Origin of the sequence: Streptosporangium sp. NPDC020072 (assembly GCF_040631445.1) — a bacterium.
GTDB lineage: Bacteria > Actinomycetota > Actinomycetes > Streptosporangiales > Streptosporangiaceae > Streptosporangium.
In genome coordinates this window covers 381,516-403,968 of the sequence record NZ_JBEYAB010000009.1, presented here as the reverse complement: position 1 = coordinate 403,968, position 22,453 = coordinate 381,516, and the positions used below count along the sequence as shown (strand labels likewise).

General features: G+C 70.5%; 23 protein-coding genes and 1 riboswitch. Of the genes, 12 read left to right on the top strand and 11 right to left on the bottom strand.

What is annotated here, in order from left to right; genetic code table 11:
* Positions 1-47 precede the first annotated feature (47 nt).
* Positions 48-518 carry a hypothetical protein gene (locus tag ABZ470_RS23995; protein WP_352015220.1) on the top strand — a complete coding sequence of 157 codons (471 nt, stop codon included), beginning with the start codon at positions 48-50 and terminating at the stop codon, positions 516-518.
* A 69-nt stretch (positions 519-587) separates the two neighbouring features.
* On the opposite strand, the gene ABZ470_RS23990 is transcribed toward ABZ470_RS23995, so the two are convergent.
* The 3 genes from ABZ470_RS23990 to ABZ470_RS23980 form a co-directional block, all read right to left on the bottom strand.
* Positions 588-941 carry a VOC family protein gene (locus ABZ470_RS23990; RefSeq protein WP_352015221.1) on the bottom strand — a complete coding sequence of 118 codons (354 nt, stop codon included), beginning with the start codon at positions 939-941 and terminating at the stop codon, positions 588-590.
* 75 nt (positions 942-1,016) lie between these two features.
* Positions 1,017-1,340, bottom strand: a complete 324-nt coding sequence (locus ABZ470_RS23985) for a multidrug efflux SMR transporter (protein WP_362913953.1) — start codon at positions 1,338-1,340, stop codon at positions 1,017-1,019.
* Positions 1,341-1,351: 11 nt separating this feature from the next.
* Positions 1,352-1,418: riboswitch (guanidine-III (ykkC-III) riboswitch) on the bottom strand.
* On the bottom strand, positions 1,415-2,230 hold the full coding sequence (locus ABZ470_RS23980; protein WP_352015223.1) for a methyltransferase domain-containing protein: 816 nt from the start codon (positions 2,228-2,230) through the stop codon (positions 1,415-1,417). (Overlaps the previous riboswitch by 4 nt.)
* A 225-nt stretch (positions 2,231-2,455) precedes the next feature.
* Here ABZ470_RS23980 and ABZ470_RS23975 point away from each other — a divergent pair, with 225 nt between their 5' ends.
* The 3 genes from ABZ470_RS23975 to ABZ470_RS23965 all read left to right on the top strand — a co-directional run bounded on the left by ABZ470_RS23975 (position 2,456) and on the right by ABZ470_RS23965 (position 6,095).
* Positions 2,456-4,279: an acyl-CoA dehydrogenase gene (locus ABZ470_RS23975; protein WP_362913951.1), complete on the top strand. Its 1,824-nt coding sequence runs from the start codon at positions 2,456-2,458 to the stop codon at positions 4,277-4,279.
* Between the two features lie 116 nt (positions 4,280-4,395).
* Entirely contained in the window at positions 4,396-5,136 is a 741-nt protein-coding gene (locus ABZ470_RS23970; RefSeq protein WP_362913949.1) for an NUDIX domain-containing protein, read from the top strand.
* On the top strand, positions 5,133-6,095 hold the full coding sequence (locus tag ABZ470_RS23965; RefSeq protein WP_362913947.1) for a lipopolysaccharide kinase InaA family protein: 963 nt from the start codon (positions 5,133-5,135) through the stop codon (positions 6,093-6,095). The genes ABZ470_RS23970 and ABZ470_RS23965 overlap by 4 nt, the downstream gene beginning before the upstream one ends.
* Before the next feature lie 6 nt (positions 6,096-6,101).
* Here ABZ470_RS23965 and ABZ470_RS23960 read toward each other — a convergent pair whose 3' ends face one another.
* A complete protein-coding gene (locus ABZ470_RS23960; RefSeq protein ID WP_362913945.1) occupies positions 6,102-6,998 on the bottom strand; it encodes an LLM class F420-dependent oxidoreductase in 897 nt (298 codons plus the stop codon).
* Positions 6,999-7,092: 94 nt separating this feature from the next.
* Between ABZ470_RS23960 and ABZ470_RS23955 the strand changes: the two genes are divergently transcribed.
* The 3 genes from ABZ470_RS23955 (at position 7,093) to ABZ470_RS23945 (ending at position 9,903) form a co-directional block, all read left to right on the top strand.
* The gene (locus ABZ470_RS23955) at positions 7,093-7,626 is read left to right on the top strand and encodes a helix-turn-helix domain-containing protein (RefSeq protein ID WP_362913943.1); all 534 of its coding nucleotides are present in this window, start codon (positions 7,093-7,095) and stop codon (positions 7,624-7,626) included.
* Positions 7,627-7,717: 91 nt separating this feature from the next.
* Complete coding sequence (locus ABZ470_RS23950; RefSeq protein WP_352015229.1) at positions 7,718-8,665, top strand: hypothetical protein; 948 nt, start codon at positions 7,718-7,720, stop codon at positions 8,663-8,665.
* An 11-nt stretch (positions 8,666-8,676) separates the two neighbouring features.
* Positions 8,677-9,903, top strand: coding sequence for an adenylosuccinate synthetase (locus tag ABZ470_RS23945; RefSeq protein ID WP_362778123.1), 1,227 nt, complete (start codon positions 8,677-8,679; stop codon positions 9,901-9,903).
* Here the strand turns inward: ABZ470_RS23945 and ABZ470_RS23940 are convergent.
* The gene (locus ABZ470_RS23940) at positions 9,893-10,186 is read right to left on the bottom strand and encodes a Dabb family protein (RefSeq protein WP_362913941.1); all 294 of its coding nucleotides are present in this window, start codon (positions 10,184-10,186) and stop codon (positions 9,893-9,895) included. The two genes, ABZ470_RS23945 and ABZ470_RS23940, sit on opposite strands and share 11 nt — an antisense overlap.
* Positions 10,187-10,453: 267 nt before the next feature.
* On the opposite strand from ABZ470_RS23940, the gene ABZ470_RS23935 reads away from it, so the two are divergent.
* The gene (locus tag ABZ470_RS23935) at positions 10,454-10,741 is read left to right on the top strand and encodes a hypothetical protein (protein WP_352015232.1); all 288 of its coding nucleotides are present in this window, start codon (positions 10,454-10,456) and stop codon (positions 10,739-10,741) included.
* A gap of 110 nt (positions 10,742-10,851) precedes the next feature.
* Here the strand turns inward: ABZ470_RS23935 and ABZ470_RS23930 are convergent, their stop codons facing one another.
* The 4 genes from ABZ470_RS23930 to pdhA form a co-directional block, all read right to left on the bottom strand.
* Positions 10,852-12,759: an ABC transporter ATP-binding protein gene (locus ABZ470_RS23930; protein ID WP_362913939.1), complete on the bottom strand. Its 1,908-nt coding sequence runs from the start codon at positions 12,757-12,759 to the stop codon at positions 10,852-10,854.
* Positions 12,760-13,222: 463 nt separating this feature from the next.
* Positions 13,223-14,593: a dihydrolipoamide acetyltransferase family protein gene (locus ABZ470_RS23925; protein ID WP_362913937.1), complete on the bottom strand. Its 1,371-nt coding sequence runs from the start codon at positions 14,591-14,593 to the stop codon at positions 13,223-13,225.
* Positions 14,594-14,605: 12 nt separating this feature from the next.
* On the bottom strand, positions 14,606-15,589 hold the full coding sequence (locus ABZ470_RS23920) for an alpha-ketoacid dehydrogenase subunit beta (protein WP_352015235.1): 984 nt from the start codon (positions 15,587-15,589) through the stop codon (positions 14,606-14,608).
* A complete protein-coding gene (gene pdhA, locus ABZ470_RS23915; RefSeq protein ID WP_362913935.1) occupies positions 15,586-16,677 on the bottom strand; it encodes a pyruvate dehydrogenase (acetyl-transferring) E1 component subunit alpha in 1,092 nt (363 codons plus the stop codon). The genes ABZ470_RS23920 and pdhA overlap by 4 nt, the downstream gene beginning before the upstream one ends.
* Positions 16,678-17,022: 345 nt before the next feature.
* Between pdhA and purS the strand changes: the two genes are divergently transcribed.
* From purS to purL, 4 genes are all read left to right on the top strand, one after another.
* Positions 17,023-17,268 (top strand): phosphoribosylformylglycinamidine synthase subunit PurS, encoded by a 246-nt coding sequence (gene purS, locus ABZ470_RS23910; RefSeq protein WP_352015237.1) that lies wholly within the window; start codon positions 17,023-17,025, stop codon positions 17,266-17,268.
* A gap of 562 nt (positions 17,269-17,830) precedes the next feature.
* Positions 17,831-18,349, top strand: a complete 519-nt coding sequence (locus ABZ470_RS23905; protein WP_352015238.1) for an ATP-binding protein — start codon at positions 17,831-17,833, stop codon at positions 18,347-18,349.
* Positions 18,350-18,522: 173 nt separating this feature from the next.
* On the top strand, positions 18,523-19,206 hold the full coding sequence (purQ, locus tag ABZ470_RS23900) for a phosphoribosylformylglycinamidine synthase subunit PurQ (RefSeq protein ID WP_362913933.1): 684 nt from the start codon (positions 18,523-18,525) through the stop codon (positions 19,204-19,206).
* Positions 19,207-19,238: 32 nt separating this feature from the next.
* Positions 19,239-21,488 (top strand): phosphoribosylformylglycinamidine synthase subunit PurL, encoded by a 2,250-nt coding sequence (purL, locus tag ABZ470_RS23895; RefSeq protein ID WP_352015371.1) that lies wholly within the window; start codon positions 19,239-19,241, stop codon positions 21,486-21,488.
* Positions 21,489-21,585: 97 nt separating this feature from the next.
* Here purL and ABZ470_RS23890 read toward each other — a convergent pair whose 3' ends face one another.
* A complete protein-coding gene (locus ABZ470_RS23890) occupies positions 21,586-21,711 on the bottom strand; it encodes a hypothetical protein (protein ID WP_352015240.1) in 126 nt (41 codons plus the stop codon).
* Positions 21,712-21,816: 105 nt separating this feature from the next.
* A complete protein-coding gene (locus ABZ470_RS23885) occupies positions 21,817-22,434 on the bottom strand; it encodes a TetR family transcriptional regulator C-terminal domain-containing protein (protein ID WP_362778139.1) in 618 nt (205 codons plus the stop codon).
* Positions 22,435-22,453 lie beyond the last annotated feature (19 nt).

Below are 22,453 nucleotides of genomic sequence, written 5' to 3'. Positions count from 1 at the left end.
TTGCTCCCCGATGCGAAGAAGGGGGCCGACGGGGCAGTCTTGGGAACATGAACGACGAACTCACTCGACGTGACGAGATGTCCCTCGCCGGCGCGGCCCTGCGGGGAGCCCCCTGGAGGGCGGCGGCGGTGACCGGAGGCGCGACGGCGGCCGTCAGCTTCGGCCTGGGGGTGATCCTGCCGGGGGCCGCGGACCTCACCTGGGCGCTCTGCCTGGGGATCACGCTGTTCACCCTGGTCGCGGCGATCGGATCGGTCGGCAGGCCGGGCTCGGGTGACCGGGTGACGCGGCAGGCCAGGCTGTGGGCGCTGCGCAGGCCGTGGCGGTTCTCGCTCTACCCCGCGCTCGGCGCGGCGGCGCTCATGTATCCGGTGCAGCTCATCGTGGACGACCAGGGCGTGTTCGGCGCCGCGTTCGACGCGCTGCAGGGCGGCGTCGTGGTGTATCTGATCACCGCGTTCCTGGCCCTGACGCTCAGGGGACGCGGCGAGCGCCCCTCGCTGCCCCACGGGCACTGACCGGACGGCTCGGCGGAACGTCCCGGGACCGGTGGAAGGCCCCGGGAGGCCCCGCTCGTCACAGGGATCTCACGACTGCTTCTCGTAGTCGGCGCGGCAGACGCAGAACTCGTTGCCCTCGGGGTCCAGCATGGTCACCCAGCCGGTGCCGTCGGGGTTGCGCCGGTCGTCGTGGACCGTGGCGCCGAGCCCGGCCAGCCTCTCGACCTCCTGGTCGCGGGTGGTGCCGTCGGAGCCCGTGACGTCGAGGTGGACGCGGTTCTTGACCGACTTGCCCTCGGGAACCCTGATGAACAGCAGGTTCGGCTCCCCGCAGACGAGGACCTCGTCGCCGTCGGGTTCCGTCTCCGGGTGGATCTCCCAGCCGGTCGCCTGGCTCCAGAAGGCCGCCAGCTCGTGCGGCCGGGCACAGTCGAATGTCACATAGTGCACGTTAATCATGCCCTCAGCCAATCGCGACACCATCTATCGCGTCAAACCGGTTTCCCCTAGGGGCGGTCAGTGGCCGCCCCCCGCGAGGTTGAGCCCGATGACGCCCGCGAGGATGAGGACGATGGAGATGATCTTCAGGGCCGAGGCGTCCTCGCCCAGGAGGACGATGCCCAGGGCGGCGGTGCCCACGGCGCCGATGCCGGTCCAGACGGCGTAGGCCGTACCGACCTCCAGGCTCTTGAGGGCCAGTGAGAGCAGACCGAAGCTGAGCACCCCGAAGACGACGACTCCGACGCTCGGCAGCAGCGAGGAGAACCCGTTGCTCAGCTTGAGCGAGTAGGCCATCGCGATCTCGAACAGACCGGCGACGACAATGAGGATCCAAGCCATGACGACTCCCTGAAGCGTCGTCTTTTCGGACCGGGTACGGCGCGTCTCGTCCGGGAGCGTCTCGACTGAGAGCTCTATCCGGGCAACGCCTCCGATGTCGGCCCGATTCCCGTGTCCCACCACAGGGTGAACCACCGCTCGCGGGGAAGCGGCCACATGTCGAGCCGGATCGCCGCCGCGACGACCTCGTCCGCCCGCCCCGGATCGAGACAGAGTCTCCTGCAGGCGCTCTCCGCCAGGCCCTCCGGTGTCGCGAAGCGGGACAGCGGGGCCAGGCGCGCCTCGTGCCGCACCCGGTGACCGAGCGCCTCGGCGACCGCGATCACGTCGTGGACCGTGGGCCGGTCCGGGCGGACGATCCCGTGGAAGTGGGCCCACAGGGGGTTGAGCCAGGTCATCGGGTGGCGTTCGGTGAGTTCGACGACGACCCTGAGGCGGGCGTGACCGGACAGTTCGGTGAGGAAGGCGGCCAGGTCGGGCACGTTGTAGACGACGTGGGCGCAGACCGCCACATCGGCGACCGGGGTCACCGGCGCGACGTCGGGCCAGCGGCCGGTGACGATCCTGAGCGGCACCCCGAGCGCGGCGGCCCGTGACTCCAGTTCGGCGAGCATGCCGGGCGAGGTGTCGACCGCGACCAGCTCTCCCATCCGCCCGGCCAGCGGGAGACCGGCCGCCCCGGTGCCCGCGCCGACGTCGAGCAGGACGCCCCCGGGCGGCAGCGCCTCGGCGACCCGGTCCAGGGTCGGTCCCTGCGGTTCGGCGAGCGCCCGCTCCGTCCGCTCGGCGAACCGCGCGGGCGAGTGCCCCCAGGGGTCGGTCCGTGCCTTCGCCGCGATCTCGTCGGGGATCGCCCACAGCGCGAGGTCCGCACGCCACCGCTCGTCCATGGCAGGAGCCTAACCCGGGGGTGACGACCGTCCCTGTCAAGGCCGCGTGTCGGCCCGGGGGCGCGGCCTCGTCCGAGCGGGCCGGTACAGCTCCCTTTCCCCGAGGAATGTGACAAACGTCCTTACCGCTCCAGTTTTTAGGGGTTACTGGCGGGTAGCATCAGGGGTAAGGTTACTGATGAGTAGAGAAAAAGCCCGGTCCCCCGGTTTCAAGGAGCAGATCCCATGGGCCACTACAAGAGCAACCTCCGTGATCTGGAGTTCAATCTCTTCGAGGTGTTCGGCCGCGGGGACATCCTGGGTACCGGCCTCTACGCGGACATGGACGAGGACGTCGTGCGCAGCGTCCTCGACGAGGTCAACCGCCTGGCGACGGGGGTTCTGGCCGACTCCTTCGAGGAGGGCGACCGCACGCCGCCCGTCCTGGACCCGGAGACCGGCGCGGTGACGATGCCGGAGGGCTTCAAGCGGTCCTTCGCCGCCTACCGCGAGGGCGGCTGGACCAACATCGGCCTGCCCGCCGAACTGGGTGGCCCCGGCCTGCCGCCCAGCGTCAACTGGGCGCTCGCCGAGATGATCCTCGGCGCGAACCCGGCCGTCTGGATGTACGCCAGCGGACCCGCCTTCGCCTACGTGATGCACCTCATCGGCACCGAGGACCAGAAGCGCTTCGCCGAACTGGCCATCGAGCGGACCTGGGGCGCGACCATGGTCCTCACCGAGCCCGACGCGGGCTCCGACGTGGGCGCGGGCCGTACGAAGGCGATCAGGCAGCCCGACGGCACCTGGCACATCGAGGGCGTCAAGCGCTTCATCACCAGCGCCGAGCACGACCTGGCCGACAACATCTTCCACCTCGTGCTTGCCCGCCCCGAGGGGCACGGCGTCGGCACCAAGGGCCTGTCGATGTTCCTGGTCCCGAAGTACCACGTGGACCTGGAGACCGGTGAGCTGGGCGAGCGCAACGGCGTCTACGTCACCAACGTCGAGAAGAAGATGGGCCTGAAGGTCTCCACGACCTGCGAGCTCACCTTCGGCGAGCGGCACCCGGCCGTCGGGACGCTGATCGGCGACGTGCACGAGGGCATCAAGCAGATGTTCATGATCATCGAGCACGCCCGGATGATGGTGGGGACCAAGGCCATCGCCACCCTGTCGACCGGTTACCTGAACGCCCTCGAATACGCCAGGGCCAGGGTGCAGGGCGCCGACCTCACCCAGATGACCGACAAGGCCGCCCCGCGCGTGACCATCGTCCACCACCCCGACGTGCGCCGCGAGCTCATGCTCCAGAAGTCGTACGCCGAGGGCATGCGGGCGCTGGTGATGCTGACGGCCACCTACCAGGACGCGGTGCAGGCCGCCCGCTTCGAGGGCCGTGAGGACCGGCACGCCGAGGCGATGAACGACCTGCTGCTGCCGCTGGTCAAGGGGGTCGGGTCCGAGCGGTCCTACGAGCTGCTCTCCCGCTCGCTGCAGACCCTGGGCGGCTCCGGCTACCTGCAGGACTACCCGTTCGAGCAGTACATCAGGGACGCCAAGATCGACTCCCTCTACGAGGGCACGACCGCGATCCAGGGCATGGACCTGTTCTTCCGCAAGGTCCTGCGCAACCAGGGGGCCGCGCTCGGCGCGCTGTACGGCGACATCAAGGCCTTCGCCGCCTCCCAGGCGGGCAACGGCCGCCTCAAGGAGGAGCGCGGACTGCTCGACGAGGCCGCCGACGAGGTCAAGGCCATGGCCGACACGATGGCCGGCTGGGCGATCTCCTCGCTGGAGACCCCCGAGGAGGTCTACAAGGTCGGTCTCAACAGCACCCGGTTCCTGCTCTCCCTGGGTGACCTGGTGATCGGCTGGCTGCTGCTGCGCCAGGCCGAGGTGGCCCTGGCCGCGCTCGGCTCCCCCGGCAGGGACCAGGCGTTCTACGAGGGCAAGGTGGCCGCGGCGTCGTTCTTCGCCAAGACCGTCCTGCCCCGGCTGGCCGCCGAGCGCCGCGTGCTGACCGAAACCGACCAGAGCCTGATGGAGCTGTCCGAAGAGGCGTTCTGACCACCCGGCCGTGGAGGGTCGTCCCGTTTCCGGGACGGCCCTCTTCCGTGTGTGCGATCACCCCGGAATCGAGTTATTCTCATTGTGAGATTATCTTGACCCGGGAAGGGCGTGTCGTGGACGAGAAGGAATCGGCGTTCCTGGCGGAGTACGACCCCAGGGACTATCCCCCGGTCGCCGTGACGGTGGACGTGGTCGCGCTGACCATCCGCGCGGGCGTGCTGCACGTGCTGCTGGTCGAGCGGGGCCGCCCTCCCCAGCAGGGACGCTGGGCGCTGCCGGGAGGGTTCATCAGGCCGGGCGAGGACCTGCCCGAGGCGGCCAGGCGGGAACTGGCCGAGGAGACCGGGCTCGCCCCCCGCGTCCACATCGAACAGCTGGCCAGCTACGGAAGCCCGGACCGGGACCCGAGGATGCGGGTCGTCTCGATCTCCTACCTCGCCTTCGCCCCCGATCTGCCCGACCCCAGGGCGGGCTCCGACGCGGCCTCCGCCGCCTGGCACCCGGTCTCGCGCCCGCCGGAGCTGGCCTTCGACCACGCCCGCGTCCTCGCCGACGGCCTCGAACGGGCGCGGGCCAAGCTGGAGTACACGCCGCTGGCCACGACGTTCACCGGGGAGACGTTCACGATCTCCGAACTGCGCGGCGTCTACGAGACGGTGTGGGGCGTCCCGCTGCACGCGGGCAACTTCCACCGCAAGGTCCTCTCCGTGCCCGGGTTCGTCGAGGCCACCGGGCACAGCACGGTGAGCGGCGGCTCCCGGGGCGGGCCACGCGCCAAGCTCTACCGCGCCGGGGGCGCCCGCCTGCTGCACCCCGCCCTGCTGCGGCCCGCCGAGCAGGAGGGCACCCGATGACCACCCCGGCCGAGGCGATCGCGCTGGTCTCCGCCGCCCGCGTCCCCGCGGACCTGTTCGGCGGGCCGACACCACGGCGGACGTACCGGAGACTGGCCCGGCTGCTGCACCCCGACCTGACGCCGGGTGCCGAGGCCGCCGGGGCGTTCGCCAGGCTGGCGAGCCTGTGGGCCGAGCACACCGGACACACCCCCACGGACGACCTGGCCGGAACGGTGGTCGGAACCCACCACGTCGGGCGGCTGCTCCACGAGGGCGCGACCGCCCTGCTGTACGACTGCGCCCCCGGCGCCCTGCTCAAGATCCCGCGCGGTCCCGCGGACAACGACCTCATGCGGCGCGAGGCGCAGGCGCTCAGGACGATCGAACGGGAGGGCGATCCGACGCTGCTGCCGTACGTGCCCCGGCTGGTCGACTCCCTCCGGCACGGCTCCGGCGACGCGCGGCGGCGGGCGAACGTGATCAGCCGGGTCCCCGACGGGTTCGTGAGCCTGGCGGAGATCGCGCGGCGGCGGCCGGTACTCGACCCGAGGGACGCGGCGTGGATCTGGCGGCGGCTGCTGGTCGCGATCGGGGCGGCGCACCGCGCCGGGGTGGTGCACGGCGCGGTGTTCGGCCACCACGTCCTGGTCCACCCGATCGACCACGGTCTGGTGCTCGTCGACTGGAGCCAGTCGGTCCCGCTCGGCAGCCCGTTGACGGCCCTGGTCGCCAGGCACCGTGACGACTACCCGCCGGAGGTCCACACCGGGGCGCCCGCGACCGAGACCCTGGACATCAGGCTCGCCACCCGCTGCGTCGCCGCCCTCATGGGGGACCGGGTGCCCGGTGCGATCGGCCGTTTCGTGCGGGGCAGCCTGGTCGCGCCGCCCCGGGACGCCTGGCGGCTGCTGGGTGAGCTCGACGAGTTGCTCGACGATCTCTACGGTCCCAGGACCTACCGTCCGCTGAACCTCTGAGATCCCTCAGACCGAGGCGAACAGTTCGACGGTCCTGGCCCGTTCGCGCTCGTCGCCGAGCGGGTTCACCAGCAGCTCCGTCGTCCCGGCGTCGGCGTATCGCCGTACGGCCCGCGCCACGCTCTCCTCGTCGCCCGCCAGGACCGTCTCGTGGACGCCCGACTTGCCCTGCCGATCGAGCATCGCCCGGTAGCTGGGGAGTTGGGCGGCGAACCCGACCCGCTCGGCCACCCCGCGCCTGATCCCCTCGGGGTCGGCGGTGACGCTCGCCATCACCGCGGCCACGACCCTGGGGGCGGGCCGTCCCGCCTCCTCTGCCGCGCGGGTGATCGCGGGCCTGACGTGGTCGGCGATCGCCTCGGGCCCCGTCCACACGGTCACCGTGCCGTCCGCGAGCTCTCCGGCGACGCGCAGCATGACCGGACCGAGCGCCGAAAGCAGCACCGAGGGCGCCTTCGCGCCGGGCACGTCCACCCGCCCCGAGGCGGAGACGGTCTCCCCGTGGTGGTCGACGGCCTCCCCGCGCAGCAACGGCCGCAGCACCGACAGGTACTCCCTGATGTGCCGGACGGGCCTGTCGTAGGAGTAGCCGAACTGTCCCTCGATGATCTGCCGGTGGCTCGGCCCGACACCGAGGGTGAGGCGGTCGCCGCCGGCGGCCTGCACGGTGAGCGCCTGTCCGGCCAGTGCGAGCGGATGCCTGGGGTAGGTCTGCACGACCGCCGTTCCCAGGTCGACGCCGGGCACCTCACGCGCGGCGATCGCCAGGACGGCGAGCGCGTCCCACGAGGTGAGCTGGCTGAGGAAGGCGCTGTCGAGTCCGGCGTCGGCCGCCTCCCGCACCTGTCCGATCATCGCGTCCAGGCTCAGCCCGATGCCGCTGATGTAGAGGCCTCTTCGCACGAATCCCCCAAAGTGAAGCGGATCTTCCGGTTCCGAAAGACCACGGTACATTAACCTGAGGCCGGGATTCCGGTTAACTCAGGAAGGACGGGCCGTGCGAGCCGACGCGCGACGCAACCGCGAACTCATCGTCACGACCGCGCTCGGCCTGTTCGCCGAACGCGGTGCCGCCGTCTCGATGGAGGAGATCGCCCGTGCGGCGGGACTGGGGGTCGGCACCCTCTACCGCCACTTCCCCGACCGGCAGGCCCTGGTCGAGGACATCGCCCTTGACGCGCTGCGCCGTCTCATGACCTTCGGCGAGACCGTGACCGCCGAGGGCATGACCGGCGACAGGCCGTGCTGGCAGTCCCTGCGCCTGGTCGTCGAGCACTGCGCCGGGCTCCCCCTGGCGCTGATCAAGGCCCTGTCGCCCGAGACGACCGCCAACCCCGAGCTGGCGCGGCTCGAACGCGACCTCAACGCCCTGCTCGAACGGCTGGCCAGGGGCGCCCAGGAGGAGGGGACACTGCGCGACGACATCCCGCCCGGCGAGGTCGTCGGCCTGCTCAACGTGGCCGTCTGCCGCCCCGGCGCCCGCGCGGGCGACCACCTCACCACCGTCATCCTCGACGGCCTCAGACGCTGACCCTCCCGTGACGGACCTCGCGGGTTGACGCGGCCCATTGTTATTCTCATAATGAGATTAACTCAACCTGAGAACAACCAAGGGGACCCACATGGGAAGCGGAATCTGGTCGACCGACGTCTACTCCGCCGCCGCGAGCTACCGCGCCGCCAAGGGCACCAGCGCCTTCGCCTACAGCGACAGCGGCGCGCGCGCCACGCACGAGGACCTCGACCCGTACGGCGTCGCCGCCCGCGAGAGCCGTGACTCCGACGAGCACCCCGACAGCCTCGCCATCGCTGTCCTGTTCGACGTGACCGGCTCGATGGGCGGGGTCCCCCGTACGCTCCAGACCAAGCTGCCCGACCTGCTGGGCCTGCTGATGCGCAAGGGCTACGCCACCGACCCGCAGATCCTCTTCGGCGCGATCGGCGACGCGACCTGCGACCGCGCCCCGCTCCAGATCGGCCAGTTCGAGTCCGACAACCGGATGGACGAGGACCTCGGCAAGATCCTGCTCGAAGGCGGGGGCGGCGGCCAGAAGACCGAGTCCTACGAGCTGGCGATGTACTTCATGGCCAGGCACACCTCGATCGACTGCTTCGAGAGGCGAGGGCGCAAGGGCTACCTGTTCATCATCGGCGACGAACTGCCCTACCCGAAGGTCAGCCGTCGTCAGGTCCGCCAGGTGATCGGCGACTCCCCGCTGCGGGACATCACGACGAAGGACATCGTCGCCGAGCTGACCAGGGCCTACCACGTCTACTACATCCTGCCCGCCGGGGCGAGCTACGCCGGGGACGGCCAGGTGCTGGCCGCCTGGCGCGACCTACTCGGTCAGAACGTCCTCGAACTGGACGACCTGGACGCGGTCTGCGAGACCATCGCGCTCACCGTCGGCCTCGGCGAGGACGCCATCGACCTGGACGAGGGGCTGGACGACCTCGACGAGATGGGCTCGGAGGCCGGCCAGGCCGTGGGCAGGGCGCTGGCCCGTCTCGACCGGCGGACGCTCGCGGTGCCCGAGGAGCCGGGCGCAAGCGGCGTGATCCGGCTGTGAGGGGTACGGGCGTGCGCGAACACGTGATCGTCGCCGACCTCGGGTACGGCGACGCGGGCAAGGGGACCGTCGTGGACTGGCTCTGCTCACAGGAGCCGGTGCGGGCGGTCGTCCGCTTCAACGGTGGCGGGCAGGCGGCGCACAACGTCGTCCTGCCCGACGGGCGGCACCACACCTTCGCCCAGTTCGGGGCGGGGACGTTCCGGGGCGTGCCGACCCACCTGTCACGCTTCACGATCGTGGACCCGCTCGCCCTGGCCTCCGAGGCGGCGAACCTGGCCCGCCTCGGGGTGCCCGACCCGTTCGGGCTGCTCACCGTGGACCGGGACGCCCTGCTCGCGACGCCGTACCACGTGGCGGCCGGGCGGGCCAGGGAGCTGGCGCGCGGCGAGGACCGGCACGGGTCGTGCGGGATGGGCGTCGGGGAGACCGTCTCCTACGCCCTGGCGCATCCGGGCCTCGCGCCGACCGTGGGTGACTGCGCCGCCCCGGTACGGCTGGCCCGCAAGCTGCGCGCGCTGCGCCGGGAGGTCGAGGAGACCTGGTGGGTGGCCGGGCCGGTGGCGACGGAGCTTCCCCCGGTCGAGGACTGCGTCGCGGCCTACCGGGCGTTCGCCGAGCGGGTGACCCTCACCGGCCCCGCGCGGCTCGCGGCCCTGCTGCGCGAGGGACCGGTCGTCTTCGAGGGGGCCCAGGGCGTGCTGCTCGACGAGTGGCACGGCTTCCACCCGTACACGACCTGGAGCACGACGACCTTCGCGAACGCCCTCGAACTGCTCGGCGGGGCGGGTGCCGTACGGCTCGGGGTGCTGCGTTCCCACACGCCCAGGCACGGTCCCGGGCCCCTGGTCACCGAGGACCGGACGCTGCGGGTGCCCGAGCGGCACAACGGGACGGGGCCGTGGCAGGGGCCGTTCAGGGTCGGGCACTTCGACGCGGTCGCGCACCGCTACGCGCTGGCGGTCACCGGCGGGGCGGACGCGCTCGCGCTCACCCACCTGGACGTGCCGGTCTCGCGGATGTGCGTCTCCTACGACATCGGCGAGCCACCCGTGGGTACGGCGGGCGACCTCGACGGGCAGGCGAGGCTGACGGAACGGCTGCTGCGGGCCCGTCCCCACTACGTGGACGGTGTCGACGACTGGCCGGGGGCGGTCGAGGAGGCCCTCGGAGTGCCGGTGTGGCTCGGCTCCTGGGGCCCGACCTCGGCCGACAAACGCGCGTGGGTCAGATCGTGAACTGTACGGCGGCGCGGGAGGCCACGATGGGCTTGATGTGCTTGGCGATCACCGCCTGGTGCTCCGGGTGGTCCCGGTAGACCAGGAAGTCGTCGGCGTTGTCGAAGTCCGCGACGATGGCGAACTCGTGGTTGCCGGGGTTCACACCCGCGTCGGCCCCCAGCGTGTAGGCGCGGATCTCCGGGATGATCTCCGTCAGCCTGAGAAGCTCGGTCTTGACCGTCGCCTTCTGCTCCTCGGTCGTCCCCTCGGCCCAGGTGAACAGCACGACATGACGGAACATGATCTCCCCTTCGGTCGGATGCCCAGTAAGCGTACGGCCGCCCTTTACGCGGGACGAGCGCGGGGCGTCCTGCGGTATTCGGCGCGGCGACTCCCCTTCGCCCGAAATGCTCCGATATATGCCATTTATTTATTATTTATACAGATCTGTGCGCCTTTGCCAAACTATAAGTGCTTTGCGGTGTCGTGGTAGGTGCGTCTCCTGCGATGTTTGGGGTGTTCGAGCCCAGGAAGGCGAAATCGTCTTCCCGTGAAACCGGAGGATCGCATGGGATCGAAGACTGCTGCCTCGCTCTTCGCGAGCACCATGGGCGCGGGGCTCCTCGCCGGAGTCCTCATCGCCGGCCCGGCGGAGGCCACGACCACGCCCACAGCGGCGGTCCCGGCCGTCCAGACGTCCGTCTCGGCCGGATTCCTCACCGCGGGCTGCTGCCGGCGGCGCTGCTGCCGGTGCGGTTGCGGGTGGCGGAGTCGCTGTGGCTGGCGAGGCGGCTGCGGCTGGCGCGGCGGCTGGCGGTGGAGCAACTGGGGATGGGACGACGACTGGGGATGGTGACGGCGGTCGCGTTTCGTCCCGTTCCGGCTTAGGGAAACTCATCGGGAAACGCCTCGCGTGAATCGGTGACTTCCCTCGGCCTCGCCGGAATTCGGGAATGAGAGGACCGGTCAGCCCCTGAGTGGACCCGTCCCCGTCCGGGGGCGGGTTCGCCATGCCGTACGACCGAACCTGGTCCGCGTCCGCCCCGGAGCGGCACCGAGCACGACCGTGCGGGCCGTCCCGGGGACGAACCGCAGGTCATGGGTGAGCAGGATGGTCGTACGGCCCGCCATGAGACGGCCGAGCGGCTCCATGACCCGGGCGGCGGTCTCCGGGTCCAGGCCGGTCATCGGCTCGTCGAGGACGAGCACCGGGGCGTCACGCAGGATCGCCCTGGCGATGGCCAGGCGCTGGCGCTGGCCACCGGACAGCAGCCTGCCTCGCTGCCCGACCTGGGTGTCGTACCTCGCCGGAAGCCGCTCGACGAACTCGTGCGCCCCGGCCATGACGGCGGCCCTGACGATCTCGTCCATCCCACAGCCGGGACGGCCGTAGGCGATGTTGTCGCGTACGGTGCCGGAGAAGAGCAGGTTCTCCTGCTGCAGAACGGTCACGGCCTCACGCAGCGCCGTACGAGGAATGTCCCTGATGTCCACGCCGTCGAGCAGGACACGCCCCTCGGCCGGGTCGTGGAAGCGCAGCAGGAGTTTGGCCACGGTCGACTTGCCCGCGCCGCTCGGGCCGACGCACACGACCAGTTCGCCCGGTTCCGCGTGGAAGGTCAGGTGCCGCAGCGTGGGAGTCGACCTGCCCGGATAGGTGAAGCCGACGTCGGCGAAGTCGATCCGTCCCCGTGGTGGCGCGGCGGGCGGTACGGCCCCGGCGGAATCGGTGACCCGGGGCCGGATCCGCAGGATCTCGATCACCCGGTCGGAGCCCGCCGCGGCCTGGGAGACGGTCAGCGCGAGTTGCCCGAGCCCCTGGACCGCCGGGTAGAGGTAGGCGAGGTAGGCCGCGAAGGCGAGCAGCCCGCCGATCGTGAGGCGGCCCGCCATGATCTCCCACGCGCCGACCCCGATGACGACGAGCAGGCAGACGGTCTCGATGATCTGGACGACCGGCCCGTACATCGCGGAGAGCCTGGCCTGGGTCACGTTGGCCCTCATCCAGGCGCGCCCCTGGGTGTGCAGCCGCCGTGCCTCGGTGCCCTGCCGGTTGAAGGCCTGCACCAGCGCCTGGTTGGCCAGGCCCTCCTCGATGACACCGTTCATGACGCCGTTGCTGAGCCGCTCACGCGCGGCGGCCGTCCTGAGGCGCGAGGCGAAGAGCTTGGAGACGACCAGGAACGCCGGGACCATCGCGAACGTCACCAGCGCCAGGTCCCAGCGGGTCAGCAGGGCGGCCCCGGCGAAGAAGAACACGCTGACGGTCGTCGTGAGAATCCTGACCACACCGGAGCCGACCAGTTCCTCGATGGCCTCGACGTCGTCGGTGAGCCTGGCCATCAGGTCGCCGAGCCTGCGCCGGTCGAAGAAGTCGGGGGTCAGGGTCTGCATGTGCGCGAACACCCGGTCCCGCAGGCGCAGCAGGAAGCGCTCGCCGCCGACGGCGGTGGCGTAGGAACCGAGGAAGGAGGCCAGCCCGGCGACGACCATCAGGCCGAGCCAGACGAAGGCGGGCTCCCAGAAGGCGTCCAGGTTCTGTCCCGCGAGGACCTCGTCGGTGATGCGGCCGAAGAGCCGGATCGCCCCGATCTCACAGAGGGCCGCCACGATCGCCAGCAGCACCCCGGCCACGAACAGCCTGCGGACCCCCCGGGTGTGCGGCCAGAACCGCCCGAAGGCCTCCCTGATGGAGACGAAAGGGGCCGGTGGGGGGTCGTCCGGGGGACGTGCGGGGGTGGAAAAGGAGAACCGGCGGGTTACCCGCCGGTTCGTCGCTGAGGGAACTACCACCACCAGCCGCCCCAGCCCCAGCCACCACGGCGCCAGCCCCGGCCACCGCATCCGCAGCGACGGCGTCGGCAGCCGCCCCACGCGAGCGGGGCACCGCCGGCCGGGAAGAGCTTTTCGAGTCTCATTGGCTTTCCCTTCTGGTGGAACCTTTCGTGAATCTCCAAATCACGACACTAGCACCGATATATGCATTAACCACTAAACCCCCGATGAATGGATAACGTTTTAACCGGATATGTCATGACATCCTCCGACGCGCCACCGGCCACTCCAAGGGGAACATCACCGCAGGTCAAACCGACCCCACGGAGCACGCCGTACGGCAAAGCCCCTTCCCCGAAATCAGGGAGAAGCGGAACACCGGATTCACAGAAAGGTCATCGACCCGCACGGGAGCCCGGTCGCCGCGGACCGGTCCGCGGGCTTCACGCGTCAATCGAAACGCCCCTGGAAAGGCCACGGAAACGGCGGCGCCGCAAACGCCGGGTAAAAGGGGACGGGCCCGCCCCCGTGAGGGGACGGGCCCGTCGGGCCGGTGCGGGGCTCAGCCCCAGGCGAGCATGCGCAGCGGGTCCTCCAGCATGGCGCCCACGTCGCGCAGGAAGAGCGAGCCCAGTTCGCCGTCCACGATCCGGTGGTCGAACGACAGCGCGAGCGTGCACACCTTCCTGGGCACGATCTGCCCGTCGACCACCCAGGGCAGGTCCCTGATCTGCCCGAAGGCCAGGATCGCCGACTCGCCCGGGTTGAGGATCGGGGTCCCGGCGTCCACCCCGAACACGCCCACGTTCGTGATCGTGATCGTGCCGCCCGACATGTCGGCGGGCTGGGTACGGCCCGCCCGCGCGGTCTCGACCAGCGCCCCCAGGGCGCGGGCGAGGTCGGGCAGCGACAGCGCGTGGGCGTCCTTGACATTGGGCACGATCAGGCCGCGCGGGGTCGCCGCGGCGATGCCCAGGTTCACCCGGTGCTTGACCACGATCTCCTGGTTCGCCTCGTCCCAGGAGGAGTTGACCATCGGGTAGCGACGGGCCGCGACCAGCATCGCCTTGGCCACCAGCAGCAGCGGCGAGACCTTGACCTCGGCGAAGTCGTCGAGCAGCCGCAGCCGCCTGACGGCCTCCATCGTCCCGGTCACGTCCACCTGGAGGAACTCGGTGACGTGCGGCGCGGTGAACGCCGAGGACACCATGGCCTGCGCGGTCGCCCTGCGCACTCCCTTGATGGGGATGCGCTCCTCGTCGGGTCCCTGCGCCACGGCCGTCGCGCCACGCCCGGGCGCGGCGACCGCGGCGTGGACGTCGTCCCGGGTGATGCTCCCGTTCGGGCCCGTCCCGGTGAGCGCGCCCAGGTCGACACCGAGGTCCTTGGCGAGCTTGCGCACCGGGGGCTTGGCCAGCACCGCGCCCCGCGCGACACCGGACCCGGCGGGCGCGGCAGGCCCAGCGGGCGTGACAGCGGGCTCAGCCTGCCGTACCGGAGCCGCCGGAGCCGGAGCCTCGACGGCCGCCGGAGCGGGAACCGGGGCGGTGGCCGCCGGAGCGGCGGACTTGCGGGGCCTGCGCTTGGCCGTACCCGGCTTGACGCCGTAGCCGACCAGCACGGGCTGCCGCTCCGGCTTGGGGATCGTGGGGACCATGTCCTCGGCGGGGGTCCCGGCCGGTGTCTCCGGAGGACCCGAGCCGTCGTCGACGGTGATGATCGGCTTGCCGACGTCGACGGTCTGCCCCTCCTCGGCCAGCAGCGCGGCGATCACCCCCTCGTACGGCGAGGGCAGCTCGACGATGGCCTTGGCCGTCTCGATCTCCACGATGATCTGGTTGACCTTGACCGGGTCGCCGGGCTTGACGTGCCAGCGGACGATCTCGGCCTCAAGCAGGCCCTCCCCCACGTCGGGGAGCTTGAACTCCTTCACGTCGTCTCCCCTCTAGAACGCGAACACGCGGTCGACGGCTTCGAGGACCCGGTCCAGATCCGGGAGGTAGTGGTCCTCCAGCCTTGAGGGCGGGTAGGGGGTCGAGGGCCCGCCGACGCGCAGCACCGGGGCCTCCAGGTTGTAGAAGCACCTCTCGGTGACCCTGGCGGCGATCTCGGCGCCGAACCCGTTGTAGACGGGCGCCTCGTGGACCACGACGCACCGCCCGGTACGGCGCACCGACTCCACGACCCGGTCCACGTCGAGCGGGTTGAGCGAGCGCAGGTCGACCACCTCGACGGACCTGCCGTCCTCCTCGGCCGCCGTCGCGACCTCAAGGCAGGTCTTCACCATCGGGCCGTAGGCCAGCAGCGTCACGTCGCCGCCCTGCCGTACGATCCTGGCCTGGTCGAAGGGGGTCCAGTCGGCGGCGGAGGAGGCGGTGTCCACCTCGGCCTTCTCCCAGTAGCGCCGCTTGGGCTCGAAGAAGACGACCGGGTCGTCGCTCCTGATCGCCTGCTGGATCATGGTGTAGCCGTCGACGGGGTTGGAGCAGGCCACGACCCGCAGGCCACCGGTGTGGGTGAAGTAGGCCTCCGGCGACTCGCTGTGGTGCTCGACCGCGCCGATGCCGCCGCCACAGGGGATGCGCACCACGACGGGCAGCTTCAGCTTGCCCAGCGAGCGCAGCGGCATCTTGGCGAGCTGGGTGATGATCTGGTCGGCCGCCGGGAAGACGAAACCGTCGAACTGGATCTCACAGACCGGGCGGTAGCCCCTGAGCGCGAGTCCGATCGCCGTGCCGATGATGCCGGACTCGGCCAGCGGGGTGTCGATGACCCGCTGCTCGCCGAAGTCCTTCTGCAGGCCGTCCGTGACGCGGAAGACACCGCCGAGCTTGCCGACGTCCTCACCCATGATCAGAACCTTGGGGTCGTCCTCCATGGCCTTGCGCATGCCCTCGTTGAGGGCCTTGGCCAGCGTGAGACTCGTCATCCCTCGAACCCCTCCAGGTAGGCGGCGAACTCCGCGCGCTCCTCCTCCATCAGCCGGTGCGGCTCCGCGTACACGTGGTCGAAGATCGCCAGTGGCTCGGGGTCCGGCAGCGCCAGACAACGCCTGCGGACGTCCTTGCCCAGCACGTCGGCCTCGGCGTCGATCGCGTCGAAGAATTCCTGGTCGGCGATCTCGTTCTTGAACATGTAGGCGCGGACCCGCTCGATCGGGTCCTTGAGCTTCCACGCCTCAAGCTCGCTGGCCACGCGGTAGCGGGTCGGGTCGTCGGAGGTGGTGTGGGCGCCCATCCGGTAGGTGAAGGCCTCGATGAGGGTGGGTCCCTGGCCGGAACGCACGTCGGCCAGGGCCTTGCGGGTGACCGCCAGGCAGGCGAAGACGTCGTTGCCGTCCACCCGGACACCGGGGAAGCCGAAGCCGCTGGCCCTGCGGTACAGCGGGATGCGGGTCTGCTTCTCCAGCGGCTCCGAGATGGCCCACTGGTTGTTCTGGCAGAAGAAGACCACGGGGGCGTTGAAGACCGACGCCCAGATGAACGACTCGTTCACGTCGCCCTGGGAGGTGGCGCCGTCGCCGAAGTAGACCAGCGTCGCGTTCTCCGCGCCGTCGCGCTGCACACCCATGGCGTAGCCGACGGCGTGCAGGGTCTGGCTGCCGATGACGATCGTGTAGAGGTGGAAGTTGTGCTCAGCCGGGTCCCAGCCGCCGTGGTTGACCCCACGGAACATGCCCAGGAGGTTGACCGGGTCGACCCCCCGGCACCAGGCGACGCCGTGCTCACGGTAGGTGGGGAAGACCATGTCCGTCGCGGCGAGCGCCCGTCCGGAGCCGATCTGCGCGGCCTCCTGGCCGAGCAGGGAGGCCCACAGGCCGAGTTCGCCCTGGCGCTGCAGGGCGACCGCTTCCAGGTCGACGCGGCGCACCAGGACCAGGTCCCGGTAGAGACCGCGGATCTCCTCCGGGGTCAGGTCGATGTCGTAGTCGGGATGCTCGACCCGTTCCCCCTCCGGGGTCAGCAACTGGACGAGCTCCGCAGGTGCTTGCGCACCACGAGGGGCCTCGGCTGTCACGTGCCACTCCTGTGTGCTCAGGGCCTTGGGAGGTGGGTTCACCACCGCTGTCCGGCCGGTTAGCAGCGCATCCGATCCGACTGGTGGTGGTTCGTATGCGTTTGTGGACATCGTGGCAGAGGTCACATACCTGTGCGCAAGACCTGCCCCGACATCCATCTCGCCCCTTGTTCCCGCCGGATCACCCCTCTCACCCTCGCATGGACCGCTCCCTCGGCGCACGGACCGGTTCGTCGTGTGGAACGTGCCCGTCTCGCGGCCACCCGGGCCCCGGGACCAAACGTCCGGCGGAGCCCGTTACTCTTGAGGCGCCTAACCGTCCCCGCAGCGACCAGGAGGAACACCGTGGCGCGCGTCATCGTCGACGTCATGCTGAAGCCCGAGATTCTCGACGCGCAGGGCCAGGCCATCGCCCGCGCGCTGCCGCGGCTCGGCTTCTCCGGCGTCTCCGCGGTACGGCAGGGCAAGCGGTTCGAGGTCGAGATCGACGGCCCCGCCGACGAGGCCGCCCTGGCCGAGGTCAGGAAGATGGCCGAGACCCTGCTGGCCAACACCGTCATCGAGGACTACACGGTCACCGCCGAGGCGTGAGTTCTTTGCGCCGCCTCGCGGCGGCGCGGGCTTGGGCGCTTCGAGCCAACGCTTTCCCTCGTCGCTCATCCGCTTCGCTCCTTCGCTCCTCAGTCCAAGCGTCGGCGCGCCCAAGCCGGGTTTCTTTGCGGCGTCGCGGGCAGTGCCTTTTTGCTCCGCCTGGCGGCGGCGCGGGGCTTGGGCGCCTCGGGTCGGTGTCTTCCCCCGTCACTGCGTCGCTTCGCTCCTGCGTTCCTCGGTCCAGACACCGACGCGCCCAAGCCGAAACTCCTCGCGCACGGCACCGGTAACCCGTACCTTTTGGCGTCGTGGGTTCGGGGTGGCTGTCATCGTGCGTCGAAGTAGGACCTGGACTGTGGCCTACACGGCGAAGATCCACACAGATCCCGGAACGCCCCTTATCTCAGGGGTAGATCCCTTACGCCCAGGTAGATCACTTTCTGGACCTGCCGTAATCCCACAGCTTGACCAACACTAAATAACATTAAGGTTATTTTGCGGTTAGCCCGGATTCCGCGGGGAAACCTTGACAGGGTGACGTCTGGCCCGGGAAGGGGGTCCGGTGGATATCGAGTTCTCGCTGGCTCTGCCGAGAGAGGCCGTCGGCATACCGATGGTCCGCAGAGCCCTTGGCGACTCGCTTCGCTCACTCGGCGTCACCGAAAGCTGCGTGTCCGACATCCTGCTCGCGGTCACCGAGGCGTGCGCCAACGCCGTACGCCACGGGGGCCCCGCCAACCGCTACGAGGTCGAGGTCGCGATCGGCTACGGCCGTTGTGACGTCCAGATCATCGACAGGGGGCAGGGCCTGGCCCGGCTCCCCGAGCACTACCCTCCGGGCGACACGGAGAACGGCCGGGGCATCCTGATCATGCAGGCCGTGGTCGACGAGATCTCCTTCGGCGTCACGCCGGGCCGGGGCACGACCGTGCACCTGCGCAAGCACCTCGACTGGGACGACGACGCCCTCCTGCTGCGCGAGAGCCTCGCGTGCGAAGGCCTCGTGCGTGAGGGGCTCATGTGTGACAACCGCGTGCGCGTCGGGCTGCCCCGCGAGGACCGCGTCCTCGCCGCGGTGTGAGAGACCCCACAGTTTCACCAGGTCACATGACTGAGAAGGCCTTGCCGTACGGCCCGGCGACCTGCGCGTGTGACCCGCTTGTCGGGAACGGATAGCCTGGGCGCACCGCCGCAGACCGCTGTCCACCGTGAGAGACGCCGGCGCGGCGCTCGTTTGTGGAGGGGAACGCTGTCATGAGTGCTGCCCGCGTGGGCGTCGTCACTTTTCCCGGGACTCTTGACGATCAGGACGCGGCGCGTGCCGTACGTCACGCGGGCGGCGAGGCCGTTCCGCTGTGGCACGCCGACCCTGATCTCAAGGGAGTGGACGCGGTCTTCCTGCCCGGTGGGTTCTCCTACGGGGACTACCTCCGGTGCGGAGCCATCTCCAGGTTCGCGCCCCTGATGGAGGAGCTGATCCCGGCGGCCAGGGCCGGGCTTCCTGTTCTGGGCACCTGCAACGGCTTCCAGATCCTCTGCGAGGCCCACCTGCTGCCCGGCGCGCTGATGCGCAACGCGGGGCTGCACTACATCTGCCGCGACCAGGGCATCAGGGTCGAGAGCACCGCGACCCCCTGGACCTCCGACTTCACCGAGGGCCAGGAGATCGTGCTGCCGATCAAGCACGGCGAGGGCCGTTACGTGGCCGACCAGGAGACCCTCGGTGCCCTTGAGGCCAACGGGCAGGTCGTCTTCCGCTACGTCGGGGGCAACCCGAACGGCTCGCTGAACGACATCGCGGGCATCAGGAACGAGGCGGGCAACGTCATCGGCCTCATGCCGCACCCCGAGCACGCGGTCGAAGACCTCACCGGAGCCCCGAGCACCGACGGCCGGGGCTTCTTCACCTCCATCCTGAAGAAGCTGGTGAACCTGTGAGCGAGCACGAGACCCCGCGCCCCGAAGCGGTTCTGGACACCGTCAAGCGGGCCCAGGACACCCCCGACGAGCGGCAGCCGTACGCCGAGCTGGGCATGAAGCTCGACGAGTACGACCGGGTCCGCGAGATCCTCGGCCGCAGGCCGACCAGCTCCGAGCTGGCCATCTACAGCGTCATGTGGAGCGAGCACTGCTCCTACAAGTCCTCCAAGGTGCACCTGCGCCAGTTCGGCACCAAGGCCCCCAAGTCGGAGGCCCTGCTGGTCGGCATGGGGGAGAACGCCGGCGTCGTGGACGTCGGCGACGGCTGGGCGGCCACCTTCAAGATCGAGTCGCACAACCACCCGTCCTACGTCGAACCGCACCAGGGCGCGGCGACCGGTGTCGGCGGCATCGTGCGCGACATCATGTCGATGGGCGCCAGGCCGATCGCGGTCATGGACGCCCTGCGCTTCGGCGGCGCCGACGCCCACGACACGCGGCGGGTGCTGCCCGGCGTGGTCGAGGGCATCAGCCACTACGGCAACTGCCTCGGGCTGCCCAACATCGGCGGCGAGGTCGTCTTCGACCCCTGCTACATCGGCAACCCGCTGGTCAACGCGCTGTGCGTCGGCCTGCTCCGCAAGGACCAGATCAAGCTGGCCACCGCTCCCGGGCCGGGCAACAAGGTCGTGCTCTTCGGCGCGCTGACCGGCCCCGACGGCATCGGCGGCGCCTCCGTCCTGGCCTCGGCCACCTTCGAGGACGAGTCGCAGGCCAAGCGCCCCAGCGTCCAGGTCGGCGACCCGTTCATGGAGAAGCTCCTGATCGAGTGCTGCCTTGAGCTGTACCAGGCGGACGTCGTCGTGGGCATCCAGGACCTCGGCGCGGCCGGTGTCTCGTGCGCGACCACCGAGCTCGCGGCCAAGGGCACCGGCGGCATGGACGTCAGGCTGGACCTCGTCCCGCTGCGCGATCCGTCGCTGCGGCCCGAGGAGATCCTGATGAGCGAGTCGCAGGAACGCATGATGGCGGTCGTCACCCCCGACGACATCGATGCCTTCATGGCGATCTGCGCCAAGTGGGACATCCCGGCGACCGTGATCGGCGAGGTCACCGACGGCGGACGCCTGGTGATGACCTGGCACGGCGAGACCATCGTGGACATCCCGCCGGGCACCGCGGCCGACGAGGGCCCCGTCTACGAGCGGCCCTTCCACGAGCCCGCCGGGCAGGCCGCCCTGAACGCCGACGTGCCCTCCCGCCTGGCCCGCTCCGAGGACCTGCGCGCCGCGCTGCTGCGGCTGCTCGGCTCGCCGAACCTGGCCTCGAAGGAGTGGGTCACCTCCCAGTACGACCGCTACGTCCGGGGCAACACCGTGCTGGCCCAGCCCGCCGACGCCGGGGTGCTGCGCATCAGCGAGGTCATGCCCGGCGCCGAGGAGACGACCAGGGGCATCGCGCTCGCCACGGACGGCAACGGCCGCTACGCCAGGCTCGACCCGTACGCGGGCGCGCAGCTCGCGCTGGCCGAGGCCTACCGCAACGTCGCGGTGACCGGGGCGACCCCGCTCGCGGTGACCAACTGCCTCAACTTCGGCTCCCCCGAGGACCCCGAGGTCATGTGGCAGTTCGCCGAGGCCACCCGGGGGCTCGCCGACGCCTGCAAGGCCCTCGGGGTGCCGGTGACCGGCGGAAACGTCTCCTTCTACAACCAGACGGGCTCCACCGCGATCCACCCGACGCCGGTCGTCGGCGTGCTCGGTGTGATCGACGACGTGGCGAACCGGGTCCGCAGCGGCTTCACCGCCCCCGGCCAGAAGGTCCTGCTGCTCGGCGAGACCGAGGAGGAGTTCGGCGGCTCCGAGTGGGCGCACGTGGTCCACGGTCACCTGGGCGGCCTGCCGCCGAAGGCCGACCTGGAGGCCGAGCGCGCCCTCGCCCTGGTCCTCACCGAGGCCGCCTCACGCGGCCTGCTGACCGGCTCCCACGACCTGTCCGACGGCGGTCTTGCGATCGCCCTGGCCGAGTCGGTCCTCGCCCAGGGGGTCGGCGCGACGGTCACCCTGCCGGACGACGACGCCTTCGTCGCCCTGTTCAGCGAGTCGTCGGCCCGCGCGCTGGTGACGGTCGCCCCGGAGTCGTTCGAGGCCTTCGCCGAGCTGTGCGCCGCCAACGACGTGCCCTGTCAGTGCCTGGGCCTCACCGGCGGTGACGCGCTGGTCGTGGAGAACGTCCTGGAGATCCCGGCCACCGAGCTGCGGGAGACCCACACCTCGACCCTCCCGGCCATCTTCGGCTGATCCATCCCCGTCGGGGGGTACGGCTCGCGGGCCGTGCCCCCCGACGGCGTTTCTCACGGTCCCCCGCGCCCCCGTGGCCGGGGACCCGCCGTGCCGGTCACCGCTCCTGCTCCGGCTCCGGCCTCTCGTGCCTGCCCGGTCTGGTCCGGGTCTCTGCCTGCTGCCTGGTCAGCGACGGTACGAAGTCCTTCTCCTCGACGGGCTTGCCCTCGTGTTTTCCCATGGAGGTTTCCCTTCTCGCGGGGCTCCCGGCATGACGTACTCACCGTGACTGTAACCTCGCTCCTCGTGTCCGGGGAGAGACAATCGACTCCCCTACCGGCCACCGTCAGGCGAGGCTGTCCAGGTGTGCCCGCAGAACGTCGAGGCAGAGCTCGGGCGAGAGCAGGTCGGGATACAGGACGGTGTTCAGGCTGAGGCCGTCGAGCAGGGAGCTCAGCCGCTCGATCTCAATGTCGAGGTCCAGGCCGGGCCGCAGGGTCCCGGTGTCGATCGCGCGCCGGAGAACGCGCCGGACGAGGGCCCGCATCCCCGCCGCGGCCTCACGGGCGAGATCGGCGTCGATCGCGGGGTGGGTCCTGGCCGCGGTGACGAAGTCGACGAAGACCGCGGCCTCGGCGCGGCGGGCCTCGTCGAGGGGCAGCAGTTCGGCGAACAGGTTCAGGGAGAGCCGGCGCCGCTGCTCTCCGGTGAGAGCCTCCAGGTCCCCCACCTCGTCGATGCGGCGCAGCAGCCGTCCCTCGACCCGGTCGAGCATGGACCGCATGGCGAAGCCCATCAGCTCCTGCTGGTTGGCGAAGTAGTGCCGCAGGGAGCCGATGTTCAGCCCGGCCTCGTCCGCGACCGCGCGCAGGGAGGCCGCCTGCAGGCCGTCCCTGAAGACGACTCTGAACAGCGCGTCCACGACGTCGGCGCGACGGGCGACCGGATCGACCTGCTTGGGCACACCTCTTTTTATCACACCT